Consider the following 16,072-nt stretch of genomic DNA (forward strand, 5'->3'; position numbering starts at 1 on the left):
ATCTCGATCTCCGGCTACCACATGCAGGAAGCGGGCGCGACCGCCGACCTGGAACTCGCCTACACCCTCGCCGACGGCGTGGAGTACCTGCGCGCAGGCCAGGCAGCCGGGCTCGACGTCGACAGGTTCGCACCGCGGCTGAGCTTCTTCTGGGCCATCGGCATGAACTTCTTCATGGAGATCGCCAAAATGCGGGCCGCGCGCCTGCTCTGGGCCAAGCTCGTCAACGAGTTCCAGCCGAAGAGCCAGAAGTCGCTCAGCCTGCGCACGCACTGCCAGACATCCGGCTGGTCGCTGACCGCGCAGGACGTGTTCAACAACGTCGCGCGCACCTGCGTCGAAGCGATGGCGGCGACGCAGGGGCACACGCAGTCGTTGCACACCAACGCACTCGACGAAGCGCTCGCACTGCCCACCGACTTCTCCGCCCGCATCGCCCGCAACACGCAGCTGCTGCTGCAGCAGGAGTCGGGTACCACGCGGGTGATCGACCCGTGGGGTGGCAGCGCCTACGTCGAACGGCTGACCGCCGAGCTGGCGGCGAAGGCGTGGGGGCACATCAGCGAGGTCGAGAAGGCCGGCGGGATGGCCCGCGCGATCGACGAGGGCATCCCGAAGCTGCGCATCGAGGAAGCCGCCGCGCGCACGCAGGCGCGCATCGACTCCGGCCGCCAACCGGTGATCGGCGTCAACAAGTACCCGGTGACCGGCGACGAGCAGATCGAGGTCCTCAAGGTCGACAACGCCGGCGTACGCGCACAGCAACTGGAGAAACTGCGCAGGCTGAGGGAAGAACGCGACCAGTCCGCCGTGGACAGTGCCCTCGAAGCGCTGACGAACGCGGCGGGCAGTGGGGGCAACCTGCTGGAGCTGGCGATCAACGCCGCCCGCGCCAAAGCCACCGTCGGCGAGATCTCCGAGGCACTGGGCAAGGTCTGGGGCCGGCACTCCGCGCAGATCCGCACCATTTCCGGTGTCTACCGGCAGGAGGTCGGCCCAGTGTCCAACGTGGACGCCTGCCGCGAGGTCGTCGACACGTTCGCGCAGCAGGAAGGCCGCCGGCCGCGCATCCTGGTCGCCAAGATGGGCCAGGACGGGCACGACCGCGGCCAGAAGGTGATCGCCACGGCGTTCGCCGACCTCGGCTTCGACGTCGACGTCGGCCCGCTGTTCCAGACACCCGACGAAGTCGCCCGCCAGGCCGTCGAGGCCGACGTGCACATCGTCGGCGTCTCCTCCCTCGCCGCCGGGCACCTCACACTGGTACCCGCACTGCGCGAGGAGCTGGCCAACCTCGACCGCGCCGACATCATGATCGTCGTCGGCGGCGTCATCCCGCCACAGGACTTCGACGAGCTGCACGCGGCGGGAGCGGCGGCGATCTTCCCACCCGGCACCGTCATCGCCGACGCCGCCAAGGACCTCCTGGTCAAGCTCGCGGACCAGCTCGGCCACCATGGCTAGGGCGATCGACGTCGCCGAGTACGCGAAGGGCGTGCTCGGCGGCAACCGCAGCGTGCTCGCCAGGGCCATCACGCTGGTCGAGTCGACCCGCGCCGACCACCGCGCGCAGGCCCAGGAGCTGCTCGTCGAGCTGCTGCCGAAGTCCGGCGCGGCGGTCAGGGTCGGCATCACCGGTGTCCCCGGCGTCGGCAAGTCCACGTTCATCGACGCACTCGGCACGATGCTGGTCGAGCGGGGCCACCGGGTCGCGGTGCTCGCCGTCGACCCGTCGTCCACCCGCACCGGCGGCAGCATCCTGGGCGACAAGACGCGGATGGCGCGGTTGTCGGTGAGCCCGGACGCGTTCATCCGGCCCTCGCCGACCTCCGGCACGCTCGGCGGCGTCGCCCAGGCCACCCGCGAGACGATCGTGCTGGTCGAGGCGGCCGGGTTCGACGTGGTGCTGGTCGAGACGGTCGGCGTCGGGCAGTCCGAGGTGGCCGTCGCCAACATGACGGACTGCTCGCTGTTCCTCACCCTCGCCCGCACCGGCGACCAGCTCCAGGGCATCAAGAAGGGCATCCTGGAGCTCGCGGACGTCATCGCGGTCAACAAGGCCGACGGCGAGCACGAGCTGGACGCCCGCAAGGCCGCACGTGAGCTGGCGGGCGCGCTCAAGCTGCTGCGCGCGCCGGACGCGGTGTGGCACCCGCCCGTGCTCACCTGCTCCGGCCTCACCGGGGTCGGTCTCGACGAGCTGTGGTCCCGCGTGCTGGAACACCGGACGACCCTGAGCGAGGCCGGGGAGCTGGACGAACGCCGGCGGCGCCAGCAGGTCGACTGGACCTGGATGATGGTCCGCGACTCGCTGTGGCGGCAGGTGCGCGAGAGCCCGGCCGTGCGCGCGTCGGCACCCTCCCTGGAGGAGAAGGTCCGCAGCGGGGAACTCACCGCGACACTCGCCGCGGAGCAGATCCTGAAAGCCTTCCAGGCCGACGCTGGGTGAGTGCGTAACTAGTTTGGGTGACCTTCGATCGTGGTATTCGTTGTAGAGTTCAGGGCATGTCGAGGTTGCTGCTGGCCTGCGTGTTCGCGCTGATGGGCGTCTTCGGGATCGCCGGGACATCGGTCGCCGACGAGGGTGCGAACGCCCCCGCGGTGGTGGTGGCGCAGACGACGGCGAACCCCGGTCCGGCCCTCGACTCGCCGCAGGAGCCGTCCCCGGAGGTGCGGCAGGAGACCAAGCAGAAGCTGTGGATCGGCGGCATCGCGCTGGTGCTGTTCACGATCGTCTACTACCGCAACAAGAAGCGGTGGGCGGCGTGGAAGAAGGCGCGAGCGGCCAAGAAGGGCTGACTCGAGGACGTTCGAGGTGTGTTCGCCTGAGACACCGCGTCCCACCTGATGGGACGTAATAGTCAAAGTTAAGCGTGCTTCTCGGCCATTTGCGTCATCGTTGATCGGTCAGACCGAAACTCGCTCGCCGCTCGGCGCAGCGCTGCGACCGGCCAGCCGGTTGATCATCATCAGCGCGTCGCGTCCTGGGGGCGGTGATGCAGGATGGTGGCAAATGGGTACCGACTTGAAGATCAGCACACGCTCGACCGTCGAGCGGTACTCCGACGCGCTGGTGGACCTGTCGCACTCGATCCACGCCGAACCGGAGCTGGCGTTCGAGGAGCACCGCAGCGCGGAGAAGATCACCTCCCTGCTGGCCCGCGAGGGCTTCAAGGTCGAGTCCGGTGTCGCCGGCCTGGACACGGCGTTCGTCGCGACGTTCGGCGACGGCGAGCTCGTGCTGGGACTGTGCGCCGAGTACGACGCGTTGCCCGAGGTCGGGCACGCGTGCGGGCACAACGTCATCGCTGCCGCTTCGGTGGGAACCGCTCTTGCGCTGCGTGACGTCGCCGACCGCCTGGGTGTCACCGTGAAGGTGATCGGGACGCCCGCGGAGGAGGTCGGTGGCGGCAAGGTGCTGATGCTGGAGCGGGGCGTGTTCGACGACGTCTCGTTCTCGATGATGGTGCACCCCGCGCCGTACGAGTCGTGCGCCGCGCGTTCGCTCGCCATCACCGACCTGGAGGTGCACTACAGCGGCAAGCCGTCACACGCGGCCGCCGCCCCGCACCTGGGCATCAACGCCGCCGACGCGGTCACCGTCGCGCAGATCTCGATCAGCCTGCTGCGGCAGCACCTCGAGCCCGGCCAGATGGTGACCGGCATCGTGACGAACGGCGGCACGGTCCCGAACGTAATACCCGCCCGCGCATCGGCGATGTTCGATGTGAGGGCGGAGAACCTGGAATCGTTGCAGCGCCTGGAGAACCGGATCCGGGACTGCTTCGGGGCCGGAGCGCTGGCGACCGGCTGCACCCATGAGGTCGTGCAGGTCTCGCCGATCTACGCCGAGCTGACCCCCGACCCGTGGCTCGCCGATGCCTACCGGCACGCGGCCACCGAGCTGGGGCGACGGCCGCTCTCCCGAGAAGAGGAAGCGGGCAGGAAGATCGGAAGCACCGACATGGGCAACGTCACCAGAGTGTTGCCCGCAATCCACCCGACCATTGCCATCGACTGCGGAGACGCGGTGAACCACCAACAAGAGTTCGCGACCGCCTGTGCGTCGGCATCGGCCGATCGCGCGATGCTCGACGGAGCACTCGCCATGGCCTGGACGACGATCGCGACAGCCACCGACCCCCAGCAGCGGGAACGCCTGCTGGCCAGCGGAGGTGCCGCATGACGGTCCTGGACTCCCGCCTTTCCGGCGCTGCGGTTTCTTCCTCCCCTGAGATGCTCGTCGACCCCACCGGGGTGAGCATGTCTCCTGTGGATGATCTCGGAGAGGGCCGCGGCCCCGCCTGGCTCGACGACTGGCTGAAGGCACACGCCTCGGACGTCGTCGCGTGGCGCCGCCACATCCACGCCCACCCCGAGCTCTCCCGGCGCGAGTACAACACCACCGAGCTGGTGGCGAAGCTGCTGCGCGAGGTGGGCCTCAAGCCCCGCGTGCTGCCCGGCGGCACCGGCCTGATCTGCGACATCGGCCGCGGTCCCCGCATCGTGGCCCTGCGCGCCGACATGGACGCCCTGCCGTTGCACGAGAACACCGGCTCGCCGTTCTCGTCCACTGTGGACGGTGTGTCGCACGCGTGCGGTCACGACGCCCACACCACGGTCCTGCTGGGCGCTGCGCTGGCACTGGCCTCCGCCACCGAGCTGCCAGGACGGGTGCGGCTGGTGTTCCAGCCAGCCGAGGAGGTCATGCCCGGCGGAGCGCTCGACGTGCTCGCCGCGGGTGGCCTCGACGGCGTGGAGCGGATCTTCGGCCTGCACTGCGACCCGCGCCTGCAGGTCGGCCGCATCGGCACGCGCATCGGCGCCATCACCTCCGCCTCCGACCTGCTGGAGCTGCGGCTTTCGTCACCGGGCGGCCACACGTCGCGGCCGCACCTGACCGCCGACCTGGTGCACGCGCTGGGCACGGTGATCACCGGCCTGCCGACGATGCTGTCCCGCCGCGTCGACCCGCGTTCCGGCACCGTGCTGGTGTGGGGTGCCGTCCACGCCGGTGAGGCGCCCAACGCGGTGCCGCAGGACGGCCTGGTGCGCGGCACCCTGCGCACCGGCGACCGCGACATCTGGGCCGAGCTGGAACCGCTGGTCAAGGACCTGGTGACCGGTCTGCTGCTGCCGACCGGCGTCGGGTTCGACCTGCACCACCGCCGCGGCGTCCCGCCCGTGGTCAACGAGCGGGAGTCGACGCAGATCCTGCGCGCCGGCATCGAGGCCGCACTCGGCGACGACGCGCTGGCCGGCACCGAGCAGTCCTCCGGCGGTGAGGACTTCGGCTGGTACCTGGAGCACGTTCCCGGGTCGTTCGCGCGGCTCGGCGTGTGGAACGGGGTGGAGAAGCAGCGGGACCTGCACCAGCCGACGTTCGACCTGGACGAACGGGCCCTGCTCGTCGGGGTGCGCGTGCTGGTCCACACGGCCCTGGCCGCCCTCGCCTAGCTGTGAAGGCGTCCGCAAGTACCACCAACCACGTGGTTGGTGGTACTTGCAGACGCCGTTCGCGTCAGAGGACCTGGTCCACCTGAGCGGTGTCGTGCAGCGTCCGCCACGAGTGCGCGAGAGTCACCGCCGTGTTCGGGTCGCGCTTGTCGGCGAGGTAGTGCCAGTCCATCCGCACCTGCTCCGGCGTCACGGTCAGCACCTGCGCGCCGTGCGAGTCGAGCTCCACGAACTTCACGTGCGGGTTCAGGGCGCGGAACTGGGCCTCGATCTGCAGTGACGCGGAACGCGGCGGCACGCCGATGCGTTCGTCGAAGTTGTCCGAGGTCACCGAGGTCGAGACGAACTCCGTGGCGACCGTGCCCTCGCCGAACGGCACGTCGATCGCCCACGACGAGTGGATGTCGCCGGTCAGGAACACGGCGTTCTTCATGCCCGCGCGGTCGAGGGCGCGCAGCACGACCTCGCGGTCCGCGGGGAAGCCGTCCCACTGGTCGGTGTTCGTCGGCGGCAGGCCGGGCAGGGGCGGGATCTTCAGCGGGGCCAGCATCACCGAGTTGCCGACGAGCTTCCAGCGGGCGCGGCCGTCGGTCAGCGCGGACGTGAACCAGGCGCGCTGGGCGGTGCCCAGGATGGTCGTGTCGGTGCGGTAGCTGCGCAGGTCGAGCATGGTGAGGTCGGCGAGGCGGCCGAAGTGCAGGCGGCGGGTCAGCTTGCCCTCGCGGACCGGCATCCACTCGAAGTAGGCCTGCGTGGCCGCGGCCAGGCGGGCGCCCCAGGGGCCCTCGGTGGCCGGGTCGTGGACAGGGGAGCCGATGGACGAGGAATTTTCCGCCGACTCGTGGTCGTCCCAGGTCGCGATGACCGGGTGCGCCGCGTGCAGGGCCTGCAGGTGCGGGTCGGTCTTGTACTGGGCGTGGCGGGTGCGGTAGTCGTCGAGCGTCTCGCACTCGTGCTGCGGTTCGGTGACGCGGACGCCGGGCTCGAAGTACTCGTAGACGTAGTCGCCGAGGTGGATCACGGCGTCCAGGTCGTCACGGGTGGCGAGGTAGCCGTAGGCGCCGAAGTGGCCGGCGATCCAGTTCGCGCAGGAGACGACGCCGAACGTCAGCGAGCCGCAGTCGGCGGACGGGCGGGGAGCGGTCTTGGTGCGGCCGACGGGGGAGACCACGTCGGCGGCGGTGAAGCGGTAGTAGTAGCGGGTGGCCGGGCGCAGGCCGGAGACCTCGACCTTCACGGTGTGGTCGCGGTGGGCGCCGGTGAGGGTGCGGCCGCGTGTCACGACGTGCGTGAACGACGCGTCGCGGGCCACCTCCCAGCGGATCGGCCCGTCGGTGACCACGCGGGTCCACAGCAGCACGCCGTCCGGGTGCGGGTCACCGGAGGCGACGCCGTGCTCGAAGACGGGTGCGGTGGTGGCGTGCGCGGTGCCGGTGACGGCGGCACCAGCGGCACCGGCGGCGGCAGTGGCTTTCAGGAACGTTCGACGATCGACCCCGGGCATGCCGCCCAGCATGCCCGAGGCCGGCTCGTCAGCTCACGGGTTCGGTCAACTGCGGACGGGCCTCGGGAGCCGCGGCACGAACGGCGTCCGCGGCTTGGTCGTCCGCCTTCGTCTGCGAGGTGCGCTCGGACTCGACCCGCGCGTTGTACACCTCGACCTCGCGCTTCACCGCGTCGTCGTCCCAGCCGAGGACCGGGGCCACCAGGCGGGCCACGGCCTCCGCGCAGTCCACGCCGCGGTGCGCGTACTCGATGGAGATGCGGGTGCGGCGGGTCAGGACGTCCTCCAGGTGCAGGGCGCCCTCGTGCGACGCCGCGTAGACGGCCTCGACCTGGAGGTAGTCGGGGGCCGCGGTGATCGGCTTGAGCAGCTCAGGGTTGCCCGCGGCCAGGCCGAGGACCTCGTGCACCAGCGAGCCGTAGCGGTCCAGCAGGTGGCGGACGCGGTACGGGTGCAGGCCGTGCCTGGCCGCGAGCTGGTCGGCCTGGTTGACCAGGGCGTGGTAGCCGTCGGCACCCACCAGCGGCACCTTGTCGGTGATCGACGGCTGGATGCGGCCCGGCACGTCGACCTGCGCCGCGTCCACGGCGTCGGCGCCCATCACGCGGTACGTCGTGTACTTGCCGCCCGCGATCGCCACCAGACCGGGCGCGACCCGTGCCACGGCGTGCTCGCGCGACAGCTTCGACGTCGAGTCGGACTCACCGGCCAGCAACGGGCGCAGACCCGCGTAGACACCCTCGATGTCGTCGTGCGTCAACGGCGTCGCGAGCACGGAGTTCACGTGTTCGAGGATGTAGTCGATGTCGTGCTTGGTCGCGGCGGGGTGCGCGAGGTCGAGGTTCCAGTCGGTGTCGGTGGTGCCGACGATCCAGTGGTTGCGCCACGGGATCACGAACAGCACGGACTTCTCGGTGCGCAGGATCATGCCCGCCTCGGCCACGATCCGGTCGCGCGGGACGACGATGTGCACGCCCTTCGACGCCCGCACCCGGAACCGGCCGCGCGAACCCGAGAGCCGTTGCAGCTCGTCGGTCCACACACCGGTCGCGTTGATCACCGCGTGCGCCCGCACGTCGACCTCACGGCCGTCCTCGACGTCGCGGACCCGCACGCCGGACACGCGGTCCGCCTCCCGCAGGAAGCTGATCACCTGGGTCGACGTGCGCACGACGGCGCCGTAGTGCGCGGCGGTGCGGCCGACCATCATCGTGTGCCGGGCGTCGTCGGCCTGGGCGTCGTAGTAGCGGATGCCGCCGATCAGCGCGTCGCGCTTCAACGCGGGCACGAGCCGCTGGGCACCCGCACGGGTGAGGTGCTTCTGCCCCGGCACGGACCGGGCCCCGCCCATCGTGTCGTAGAGGAACAGGCCGGCCGCGGTGTACGGGCGTTCCCAGATCCGGTTGGTCAGCGGGTAGAGGAACGCGACGGGCTTCACCAGGTGCGGCGCGATCCGGGTCAGCATCAGCTCGCGCTCCCGCAGCGCCTCGCGGACCAGGCCGAACTCCAGCTGCTCCAGGTAGCGCAGGCCACCGTGGAAGAGCTTGGACGACCGGCTCGACGTGCCCGACGCCAGGTCACGGGCCTCCACCAGGGCCACCCGCAGGCCGCGCGTGGCCGCGTCCAGTGCCGCGCCGACGCCGACCACGCCACCGCCGACCACGACGACGTCGAACGTCTCGGACCCCAGGCGCTGCCACGCCTCCTCGCGTTCGGCGGGGCCCAGCCCGCCGGTGACCGGAGGGGCGACGGGGGTCTGCGGTGCTTCAGCTGCGTCCTTGCTCGTGGCCACGACGGATGCCTCCCCTGTGCCGACTCGCGGATCACGTTACCTGCAGTCACCGACCTCCGCCCACGGGCGAGCGCACCGGGTCCCCACGGCCTGAAAACGGCCCGGCGAACCCACCTCGCGTGGACAACTGATCAGCCCGGTAATAGCGTCCGAGCACGTTGCAGGCGGGCAGCGCGGCCTGACGTCCGGGTGTGCGCTCCTCCTGGCCGCAGACGAAGGAGGCCGACGGTGGGTGCAGGCTCGATCTTCGTGTGGGAGGTGCTGGGGACGGCGGTCCTCATCCTCCTGGGCACCGGTGTGGTCGCGAACCAGGTGCTCAAAGACACGCTCGGCAACAGCACGGGGTTCCTGTTCGTCAACGTCGGCTGGGCGTTCGCGGTCTTCGCGGGTGCGAGCATCGCGAACCCGAGCGGTGCGCACCTCAACCCCGCCCTCACGTTCGGGCTCGCCATCGCGGGCAAGACGCCGTGGGGTGACGTCCCGTTCTACGTCCTCGGGCAGATGGCCGGTGCGATCATCGGCGCGATGCTCTGCTGGGCGACCTACAAGCTGCAGTTCGACACCCACGACGAACCGCAGAACACCCTGGGCATCTTCGCCACCGGGCCGACCGTGCCGAACGCGCTGTGGAACACGGTCTCCGAGGTCATCGGCACGTTCGTGCTCGTCGCCTGGGTCCTGCTGTCCCCGTCCGCGAAGGCCGCCGAGGGCGGACTGCCGCAGTTCGGCAACTCGGCGCTCGGCTACGCGGGCGTGGCGTTCGTGGTCCTGGTCATCGGCACATCGCTGGGCGGCCCCACCGGGTACGCCATCAACCCCGCTCGCGACCTCGGTCCGCGCATCGCCTACGCCTTCCTCATGCCCATCCGCGACAAGGGTGGCGCAAACTGGGGCTACTCGTGGGTGCCCGTCGTCGGCCCGCTGGTCGGCGGCGCACTCGCGGCGTTGCTCTACCTGGTTCTCCCGGTCTGAAAGGACACACGCGCATGACCCAGTACGTGGCCGCGATCGACCAGGGCACCACGTCGACCCGCTGCATGATCTTCGACCACTCCGGGCGGGTGGTGTCGGTCGACCAGAAGGAGCACGAGCAGATCTTCCCGAAGGCCGGATGGGTCGAGCACGACCCGAAGGAGGTCTGGCAGAACACCCGCCAGGTCGCCGCCGGCGCGCTCGCGAAGGCCGACCTGACCACCGCGGACATCGTCGCCGTCGGCATCACCAACCAGCGCGAGACCGCGGTGGTGTGGGACCGCAACACCGGTGAGCCCGTCTACAACGCCATCGTCTGGCAGGACACCCGCACCGACCGGATCGTCACCGAGCTCGGTGCGCTGGGCGGCGGCCAGGAGCGCTACCGGGCCAAGGTCGGCCTGCCGCTCGCCACCTACTTCTCCGGCCCCAAGGTCCGCTGGATCCTCGACAACGTCGAGGGCGCCCGCGAGAAGGCCGAGGCGGGCGACCTGCTGTTCGGCAACATGGACACCTGGGTGCTGTGGAACATGACCGGCGGGGTGAACGGCGGCGTGCACGTCACCGACCCGACCAACGCCTCCCGCACCATGCTGATGGACCTCGACACGCTGCAGTGGGACTCCTCCATCGCATCCGACATGGGCATCCCGATGTCGATGCTGCCGGAGATCCGGTCCTCCTCCGAGGTCTACGGGCAGGTGCGGGAACGCGGCGCGCTCGCCGGCGTGCCGATCGCGGGCATCCTCGGCGACCAGCAGGCGGCGACGTTCGGGCAGGCCTGCCTCTCGCCCGGCGAGGCCAAGAACACCTACGGCACCGGCAACTTCATGCTGCTCAACACCGGCACCGAGAAGGTGATGAGCGAGAACGGCCTGCTGACCACGATCTGCTACAAGATCGGCGAGGCGGCACCCGTGTACGCGCTGGAGGGCTCGATCGCCGTCACCGGCTCGCTGGTGCAGTGGCTGCGCGACAACCTCGGCATGATCGGCGACGCGGCCGAGGTCGAGCGGCACGCGCGGTCGGTCGAGGACAACGGCGGCGCGTACTTCGTGCCCGCCTTCTCCGGCCTGTTCGCGCCCTACTGGCGCTCCGACGCCCGCGGCGCGATCGTGGGCCTCACCCGGTTCGTCAACAAGGGTCACCTGGCGCGCGCGGTGCTGGAGGCGACCGCGTTCCAGACGCGCGAGGTGCTCGACGCGATGAACGCCGACTCGGGCGTGGACCTCACCGCGTTGAAGGTCGACGGCGGCATGGTCGTGAACGAGCTGCTGATGCAGTTCCAGGCGGACATCCTGGGCGTGCCGGTGATCCGGCCGGTCGTGGCCGAGACGACCGCGCTGGGCGCCGCCTACGCGGCCGGGCTCGCCGTCGGGTTCTGGAAGACCGAGGACGACATCCGCGAGAACTGGGCGATGGACAAGCAGTGGGAGCCGCAGATGGACGACTCCCGCCGCACGTCGGAGTACGCGAACTGGAAGAAGGCCGTCACGAAGACCTTCGACTGGGTCGAGGACTAGGAGTCACGGCACGGCGAGTTCGTGCCGGACGACCGGCACGAACTCGCCGTCAAACAGCGTGCACGATCACGTTGTCGCGGGTGCCGCACGTGATCAGCCGCAGCCCCTGCTGGTCCGCGTCCTTCGCCACGGCCTCGGCGAAGTAGTCGTCGCGGATGACCCGCTCGGTGCGCGTCACCGTGAACCGCGCCACCGAACCGTCCTTCTTGGACACCTCGACGACGTCGCCCTCTGCCAGGTCGTTCAGCCGGTAGAACACGCCGCGGGCCCCGTTGCTCTCGATCCGCCCGACGATGATCCACTGCTTCGGTTGCGTCTGGTGCCAACCGGCCTGCATGCCCTCGTTGGCCGGGGGCATCTGCACGGCGCCGTCCGCGCCGAGGGGCAGCTGGATCAGCGAGGACCGCACGCCGATGCGCTCGACTCTCAGCTCCATCGGATCCGAGTTGCCGAGCGGCGACACCACCGGCGGCGGTGCGCTCTCGCTCGTCGCAGCCGTCGGCTTCGGCGCCGGCTGCGAGCAGGCGGTGCCGGCCAGGGCCACGCTCAGCACCGCGATCAAGACACGAGTCCCCACGAACCCATTGACGCACATCCGGTGGTCAGGTTGCTCGTCCGGCCAGGACAGTGCCGAACTGTGATCAGGCCGTGCCGCCTCCACCGGTCTGCGGCGCGCCCTTGGGCTTCACGATGGGCGGCTTGGGCTTGGCCGTGGGCGCTGCCGGAGGCGTCGTGGAGGTCGGCGGGGTGGTCGGCGGGGCCTTGACGGTGAACGTGTTCACGAAGGTCTGGTTCTTGTAGCAGTGGACCGTCGCTTCGTACGTTCCTGGCGTGCCGGTCGCCTTGCCTTCGCCGTGCGCGCTGCCCCCGGGGTTGTTCGGGAGGCTGATCGGTGCGACGAAGCCGTTCGACTCGGCGGTGGGGCAGAACGAGTACCCGGTGACCTGCACCTTGATCGTCTCGCCCGGCGCGTACACCTCCTTGTCGAGGAACCGGCCGTCGAACGGGGGCACCGGCGGCTGCGGCTTGTCCAGCCGGTAGCGCACGACCCCCTGTGCGCTGGTGCCCTTGCACTCCAGGTACGCCGCGAACGGGCCCTGCACGTCGGCGAACCTGCCGCGCAGGGTGGCCAGGTCGAACGTCGCGAAGCCGGGCGACGTGAGCGACGTCGGACCGCCGGGGCAGGTGCCCTCCTCGATCGTCGCGGTGAACTCGGAAGCGTGCGGGAAGACCTCGCCCCCCAGCGAGAACTTCGGCGTGACGTCCTCCTGGGCAGCGGCGATCGGCGTGAGCGCGAACACCACGCCGACGGCCGCGAGCGCGGCAACTGACCTGATCATGGCTGTCTCTCCCCCCTCGGGCACATGGACTGCTGGTACCGAACACGCCCGAGCGGGCGGTTCGGTTGCCGGCAGGCGGCCTTTTCCTCAGATCAGCGTCGCGTAGACGATGATGTTGTCCCGGTAGCTGTGCGCGGCCTCGTCGAAGCTGCCCCCGCAGGTGATCAGCCGCAGCTCGGGTTCGGCGGTGTCGCCGTAGACGGCCTCGGTGGGGAAGCCGGCCTTGGCGATCTGCTCGGTCTTGCGCACGCGGAACCTGGCCGTGGTGCCGTCCTTCCTGGACACCTCGACCTCGTCACCGGCGACCAGTTCCTTGAGGCGGAAGAAGATCCCCGGCTTCTTCAGCCCGTCGACGTGACCCAGCAGGATCGCGGGACCGGCCTCGCCGGGAGTGCGTGCGAGCCGGTACCACCCGGCCTGCATCGGCTGTTCGACCGGCGGCACCTCGACCGTCTCGTCGGCGTTCAGGCCGAGCGGGACGAGTGACGACGTGGCACCGATCTTCGGGATGCGCACCTCGGTCGGTTCCGACGGTGGCATGCCCTTCTCGGCGACCGTTCGTGCCGCGGAACCGGTCGGGTGCGCCGGTGAACCGCTCGGCGGCGGGGTCGTCCGCGGTTCTGCCGCGGGAGGGGTGGCACAGGCGCTGAGCAGCGCCAGTGCCACCACCACGACCGCGATGGCGAGCCGCTTCACCGGGCCGTGCCCCCGCCGCCGGTCTGCGGCGCGCCCTTGGGCTTCACGATCGGCGTCTTCGGCTTCGCCGCGGGCTGTCCGGCCTTGGCCTTGACCGTGAACTTCCTGGTCGCGTTCTGGCCGGAGCACTGCATTGACGCCTCGTAGGTCCCCGGCGTGTCGACGACCTTGCCGCGACCGTTCCGCAACGATCCCTCGGTCTTGTAGACGATGTCGATCGGCTCGACGAACCCGGCGGACGTCACCGGGCCCGTGCACATCGCCGTGACCTGCCGGTGCACGTCGATGGTGCCGCCCGCCTCGACCACGTCGTCCGGGAAGAAGTAGAACGTCTCGACCACCCTGAACTTGACCGTGACCGGCTTGCCCCCGCAGGTCGCCGTGGCCTCGTACTCACCGTTCTGGTCGACAGCGGTCCCGCGACCTCCGAGGAGGTTCGGCTGGTTCTTCTCGAGCTCGATCGGCGCGGCGAAACCCTTCGAGGTGACCGGTCCGACGCAGTTGTGCCCCTGGTCAGCGGCGACCCCGACCGGTGCGCCCGGCAGGTACTCGCTCCTGTCCAGGGTGAACCCGGCGTTCTCCTGCGCGCCCACTGCATGTGCGAATGCGAACGTGGCTCCGAGTGCGACGACGGTCGCGAAAATGCGCTTCATCTGTTTCTCCCCCTGCGTGGAACTCGCACCCCGAAGACGCCCCGGAGGGCGCCTCGGTTGCCGGGGGAGGTCTGAGTTACCTAGTCGAGATCGTCGTGCCGCATGAGCTGGCGGCCGGACTCGGTGATGGAGCCCGAGAGCGACGGGTAGACGGAGAACGTCGTCGCGAGGTGCTCGACGGTCAGCTGGTTCTGCACGGCCAGCGCGATCGGCAGGATCAGCTCGCTCGCGTTCGGCGCCACCACGACACCGCCGATGACCACGCCGGTGGCCGGGCGGCAGAACAGCTTCACGAAGCCTCGGCGCAGACCCTCCATCTTGGCGCGGGGGTTCGTGGCGAGCGGCAGCATGATCGTGCGGGCCGGCACCTCGCCCGAGTCGATCGCCTGCTGGCTGATGCCGACGCTCGCGATCTCGGGGTTGGTGAAGACGTTCGCGGCGACGGTCTTGAGCTTGATCGGGCTGACGCCCTCGCCCAGCGCGTGCCACATGGCGATGCGGCCCTGCATGGCGGCGACCGAGGCGAGCAGCAGCACACCGGTGCAGTCGCCGGCCGCGTAGACGCCGCTGACGTTCGTGCGGCTGACCCGGTCGACCGGGATGTAACCGCCGCGCCCGAGCTCGATGCCGATCTTGTCGAGACCGATGTCGTCGGTGTTCGGGACGGAACCGACGGTCATCAGGGCGTGCGACGCCTCGATCGTGCGACCGTCTTCCAGGTGGATCAGGACGCCGTCGCCGACGTTCTCGACCTTGTCCGCACGCGCGTGCTTGACCACGGCCGTGCCGCGCTCGGCGAACACGTCCTCCAGCACCGCGGCCGCGTCGGCGTCCTCGTGGGGGAGCACCCGGTCCCGGCTGGAGACCATCGTCACCTTCACGCCCACCTCGGTGTAGGCGCTGGCGAACTCCACACCGGTCACACCGGAGCCGATGACGGCCAGGTGCTCGGGCAGCTCGGGCAGGTCGTAGATCTGCCGCCAGGTCAGGACGCGCTTGCCGTCCGGCTCGGCGCCCTGCAGGACGCGCGGGGTGGCACCCGTTGCGATGAGCACCACATCGGCGGTCAGGACCTCCTCGGCACCGTCCGGGGTCGTCGCGACCACGCGGTGCTGGGCCAGCCCCTTCGAACCGTCCGCGAACCGGGCCCTGCCGTTGATCAGCCGCACGCCCTCGCGCTGCAACCGCGCCCGCACGTCGGCGGACTGGGCGAGGGCGAGCCCCTTCACCCGGCCGTGCACGACCGGCAGGTCGACCGCCGCCTGGTCGTTGTTGGTCTGGATGCCCAGCTCACCGGCGTTGCGGAAGGCGCTGCGGGCCCCCGCCGACGCGATGAAGGTCTTCGACGGCACGCAGTCGTACAGCACGCACGCGCCACCCGCCCCGTCGGTCTCCACCAGGGTCACGTCAGCGCTGTGCTGAGCCGCAACCAGGGCTGCCTCGTAACCTGCGGGTCCGCCGCCCATGATGACGATGCGGGTCACGATCAGTTCCCTTCTGCGTGCTTGCTGGCCGGGACAACCGTACGCGTTGTCGCGAACCGCCGTGTCGCCAGGACCGAAAGCTGATCGTCGAGTCGCTACTCTGTCGGACGTGCCGCTCTATGCCGCGTACGGGTCGAACATGGATCCGAACCAGATGATGGAGCGAGCCCCGTACTCCCCGCTCGCGGGGACCGGCTGGCTCGTGGGTTGGCGTCTGACCTTCGGCGGCGAGGACCTCGGCTGGGAGGGTGCGCTCGCCACCATCGTCGAAGAGCCGGACCAGCAGACGTTCTGCGTGCTCTACGACGTCTCACCGCGCGACGAGTCGCGCCTGGACCGGTGGGAGGGGGCGCTCGGGCTGTACAAGAAGATCAGGCTGCGGGTGCAGACCCTCGAAGGGTCCGTGGTGGCCTGGCTGTACGTCCTCGACGCGTACGAGGGCGGCCTGCCCTCCGCCCGGTACATCGGCGTCGTGGCGGACGCGGCCGAGGCCGCCGGCGCTCCGCACGACTACGTCAACGACCTGCGGACCCGCCCCTGCCAGGGCATCGGCCCCTAGCTCCCTCTCCCTGCGCGCCCCGCGCCGCTGCCCTCACGCGGGGCCCTTTCGTGCGCTCACAGCGCACGAAAGCTCCCCGCGTGCACCTCAGC

General features: G+C 70.3%; 15 protein-coding genes. 8 read left to right on the forward strand and 7 right to left on the reverse strand.

Annotated elements, in window-relative coordinates:
- From ACZ7CD_RS22725 to ACZ7CD_RS22745, 5 genes are all read left to right on the forward strand, one after another.
- Window positions 1–1,464, forward strand: a 1,464-nt coding sequence (locus ACZ7CD_RS22725; RefSeq protein ID WP_470379636.1) for a methylmalonyl-CoA mutase family protein, incomplete at its 5' end; no start/stop codon positions are given.
- Window positions 1,457–2,449: a methylmalonyl Co-A mutase-associated GTPase MeaB gene (gene meaB / locus ACZ7CD_RS22730; protein WP_458430277.1), complete on the forward strand. Its 993-nt coding sequence runs from the start codon at window positions 1,457–1,459 to the stop codon at window positions 2,447–2,449. The genes ACZ7CD_RS22725 and meaB, both read left to right, overlap by 8 nt.
- A 56-nt stretch (window positions 2,450–2,505) precedes the next feature.
- On the forward strand, window positions 2,506–2,799 hold the full coding sequence (locus ACZ7CD_RS22735; RefSeq protein WP_360401648.1) for a hypothetical protein: 294 nt from the start codon (window positions 2,506–2,508) through the stop codon (window positions 2,797–2,799).
- Between the two features lie 214 nt (window positions 2,800–3,013).
- Window positions 3,014–4,186 carry a M20 family metallopeptidase gene (locus tag ACZ7CD_RS22740; RefSeq protein ID WP_360401651.1) on the forward strand — a complete coding sequence of 391 codons (1,173 nt, stop codon included), beginning with the start codon at window positions 3,014–3,016 and terminating at the stop codon, window positions 4,184–4,186.
- A complete protein-coding gene (locus ACZ7CD_RS22745; protein ID WP_360401654.1) occupies window positions 4,183–5,457 on the forward strand; it encodes an amidohydrolase in 1,275 nt (424 codons plus the stop codon). Before ACZ7CD_RS22740 ends, ACZ7CD_RS22745 begins: the two co-directional genes overlap by 4 nt.
- Before the next feature lie 64 nt (window positions 5,458–5,521).
- Here the strand turns inward: ACZ7CD_RS22745 and ACZ7CD_RS22750 are convergent, their stop codons facing one another.
- Window positions 5,522–6,961 (reverse strand): alkaline phosphatase D family protein, encoded by a 1,440-nt coding sequence (locus ACZ7CD_RS22750; protein ID WP_360401657.1) that lies wholly within the window; start codon window positions 6,959–6,961, stop codon window positions 5,522–5,524.
- A gap of 28 nt (window positions 6,962–6,989) precedes the next feature.
- The gene (gene glpD, locus ACZ7CD_RS22755; protein WP_360401723.1) at window positions 6,990–8,687 is read right to left on the reverse strand and encodes a glycerol-3-phosphate dehydrogenase; all 1,698 of its coding nucleotides are present in this window, start codon (window positions 8,685–8,687) and stop codon (window positions 6,990–6,992) included.
- Between the two features lie 294 nt (window positions 8,688–8,981).
- Here glpD and ACZ7CD_RS22760 point away from each other — a divergent pair, with 294 nt between their 5' ends.
- Both ACZ7CD_RS22760 and glpK read left to right on the forward strand, forming a co-directional pair.
- Complete coding sequence (locus tag ACZ7CD_RS22760; RefSeq protein WP_360401660.1) at window positions 8,982–9,725, forward strand: MIP/aquaporin family protein; 744 nt, start codon at window positions 8,982–8,984, stop codon at window positions 9,723–9,725.
- Window positions 9,726–9,739: 14 nt separating this feature from the next.
- Window positions 9,740–11,248: a glycerol kinase GlpK gene (gene glpK, locus ACZ7CD_RS22765; RefSeq protein WP_458430279.1), complete on the forward strand. Its 1,509-nt coding sequence runs from the start codon at window positions 9,740–9,742 to the stop codon at window positions 11,246–11,248.
- Window positions 11,249–11,297: 49 nt separating this feature from the next.
- On the opposite strand, the gene ACZ7CD_RS22770 is transcribed toward glpK, so the two are convergent.
- From ACZ7CD_RS22770 to ACZ7CD_RS22790, 5 genes are all read right to left on the reverse strand, one after another.
- A complete protein-coding gene (locus ACZ7CD_RS22770) occupies window positions 11,298–11,825 on the reverse strand; it encodes a sortase domain-containing protein (protein ID WP_360401666.1) in 528 nt (175 codons plus the stop codon).
- Window positions 11,826–11,889: 64 nt separating this feature from the next.
- Window positions 11,890–12,588, reverse strand: coding sequence for a hypothetical protein (locus ACZ7CD_RS22775; RefSeq protein ID WP_458430280.1), 699 nt, complete (start codon window positions 12,586–12,588; stop codon window positions 11,890–11,892).
- An 87-nt stretch (window positions 12,589–12,675) separates the two neighbouring features.
- Window positions 12,676–13,284, reverse strand: coding sequence for a class F sortase (locus ACZ7CD_RS22780; RefSeq protein ID WP_360401672.1), 609 nt, complete (start codon window positions 13,282–13,284; stop codon window positions 12,676–12,678).
- Window positions 13,281–13,937, reverse strand: coding sequence for a hypothetical protein (locus ACZ7CD_RS22785; protein ID WP_470379637.1), 657 nt, complete (start codon window positions 13,935–13,937; stop codon window positions 13,281–13,283). Before ACZ7CD_RS22785 ends, ACZ7CD_RS22780 begins: the two co-directional genes overlap by 4 nt.
- 80 nt (window positions 13,938–14,017) lie before the next feature.
- On the reverse strand, window positions 14,018–15,421 hold the full coding sequence (locus ACZ7CD_RS22790) for an NAD(P)H-quinone dehydrogenase (RefSeq protein ID WP_470379638.1): 1,404 nt from the start codon (window positions 15,419–15,421) through the stop codon (window positions 14,018–14,020).
- A 109-nt stretch (window positions 15,422–15,530) separates the two neighbouring features.
- Here ACZ7CD_RS22790 and ACZ7CD_RS22795 point away from each other — a divergent pair, with 109 nt between their 5' ends.
- Window positions 15,531–15,980, forward strand: coding sequence for a gamma-glutamylcyclotransferase family protein (locus ACZ7CD_RS22795; RefSeq protein ID WP_360401681.1), 450 nt, complete (start codon window positions 15,531–15,533; stop codon window positions 15,978–15,980).
- Window positions 15,981–16,072: the final 92 nt, after the last annotated feature.

This window comes from Lentzea sp. NPDC036949, assembly GCF_055608075.1.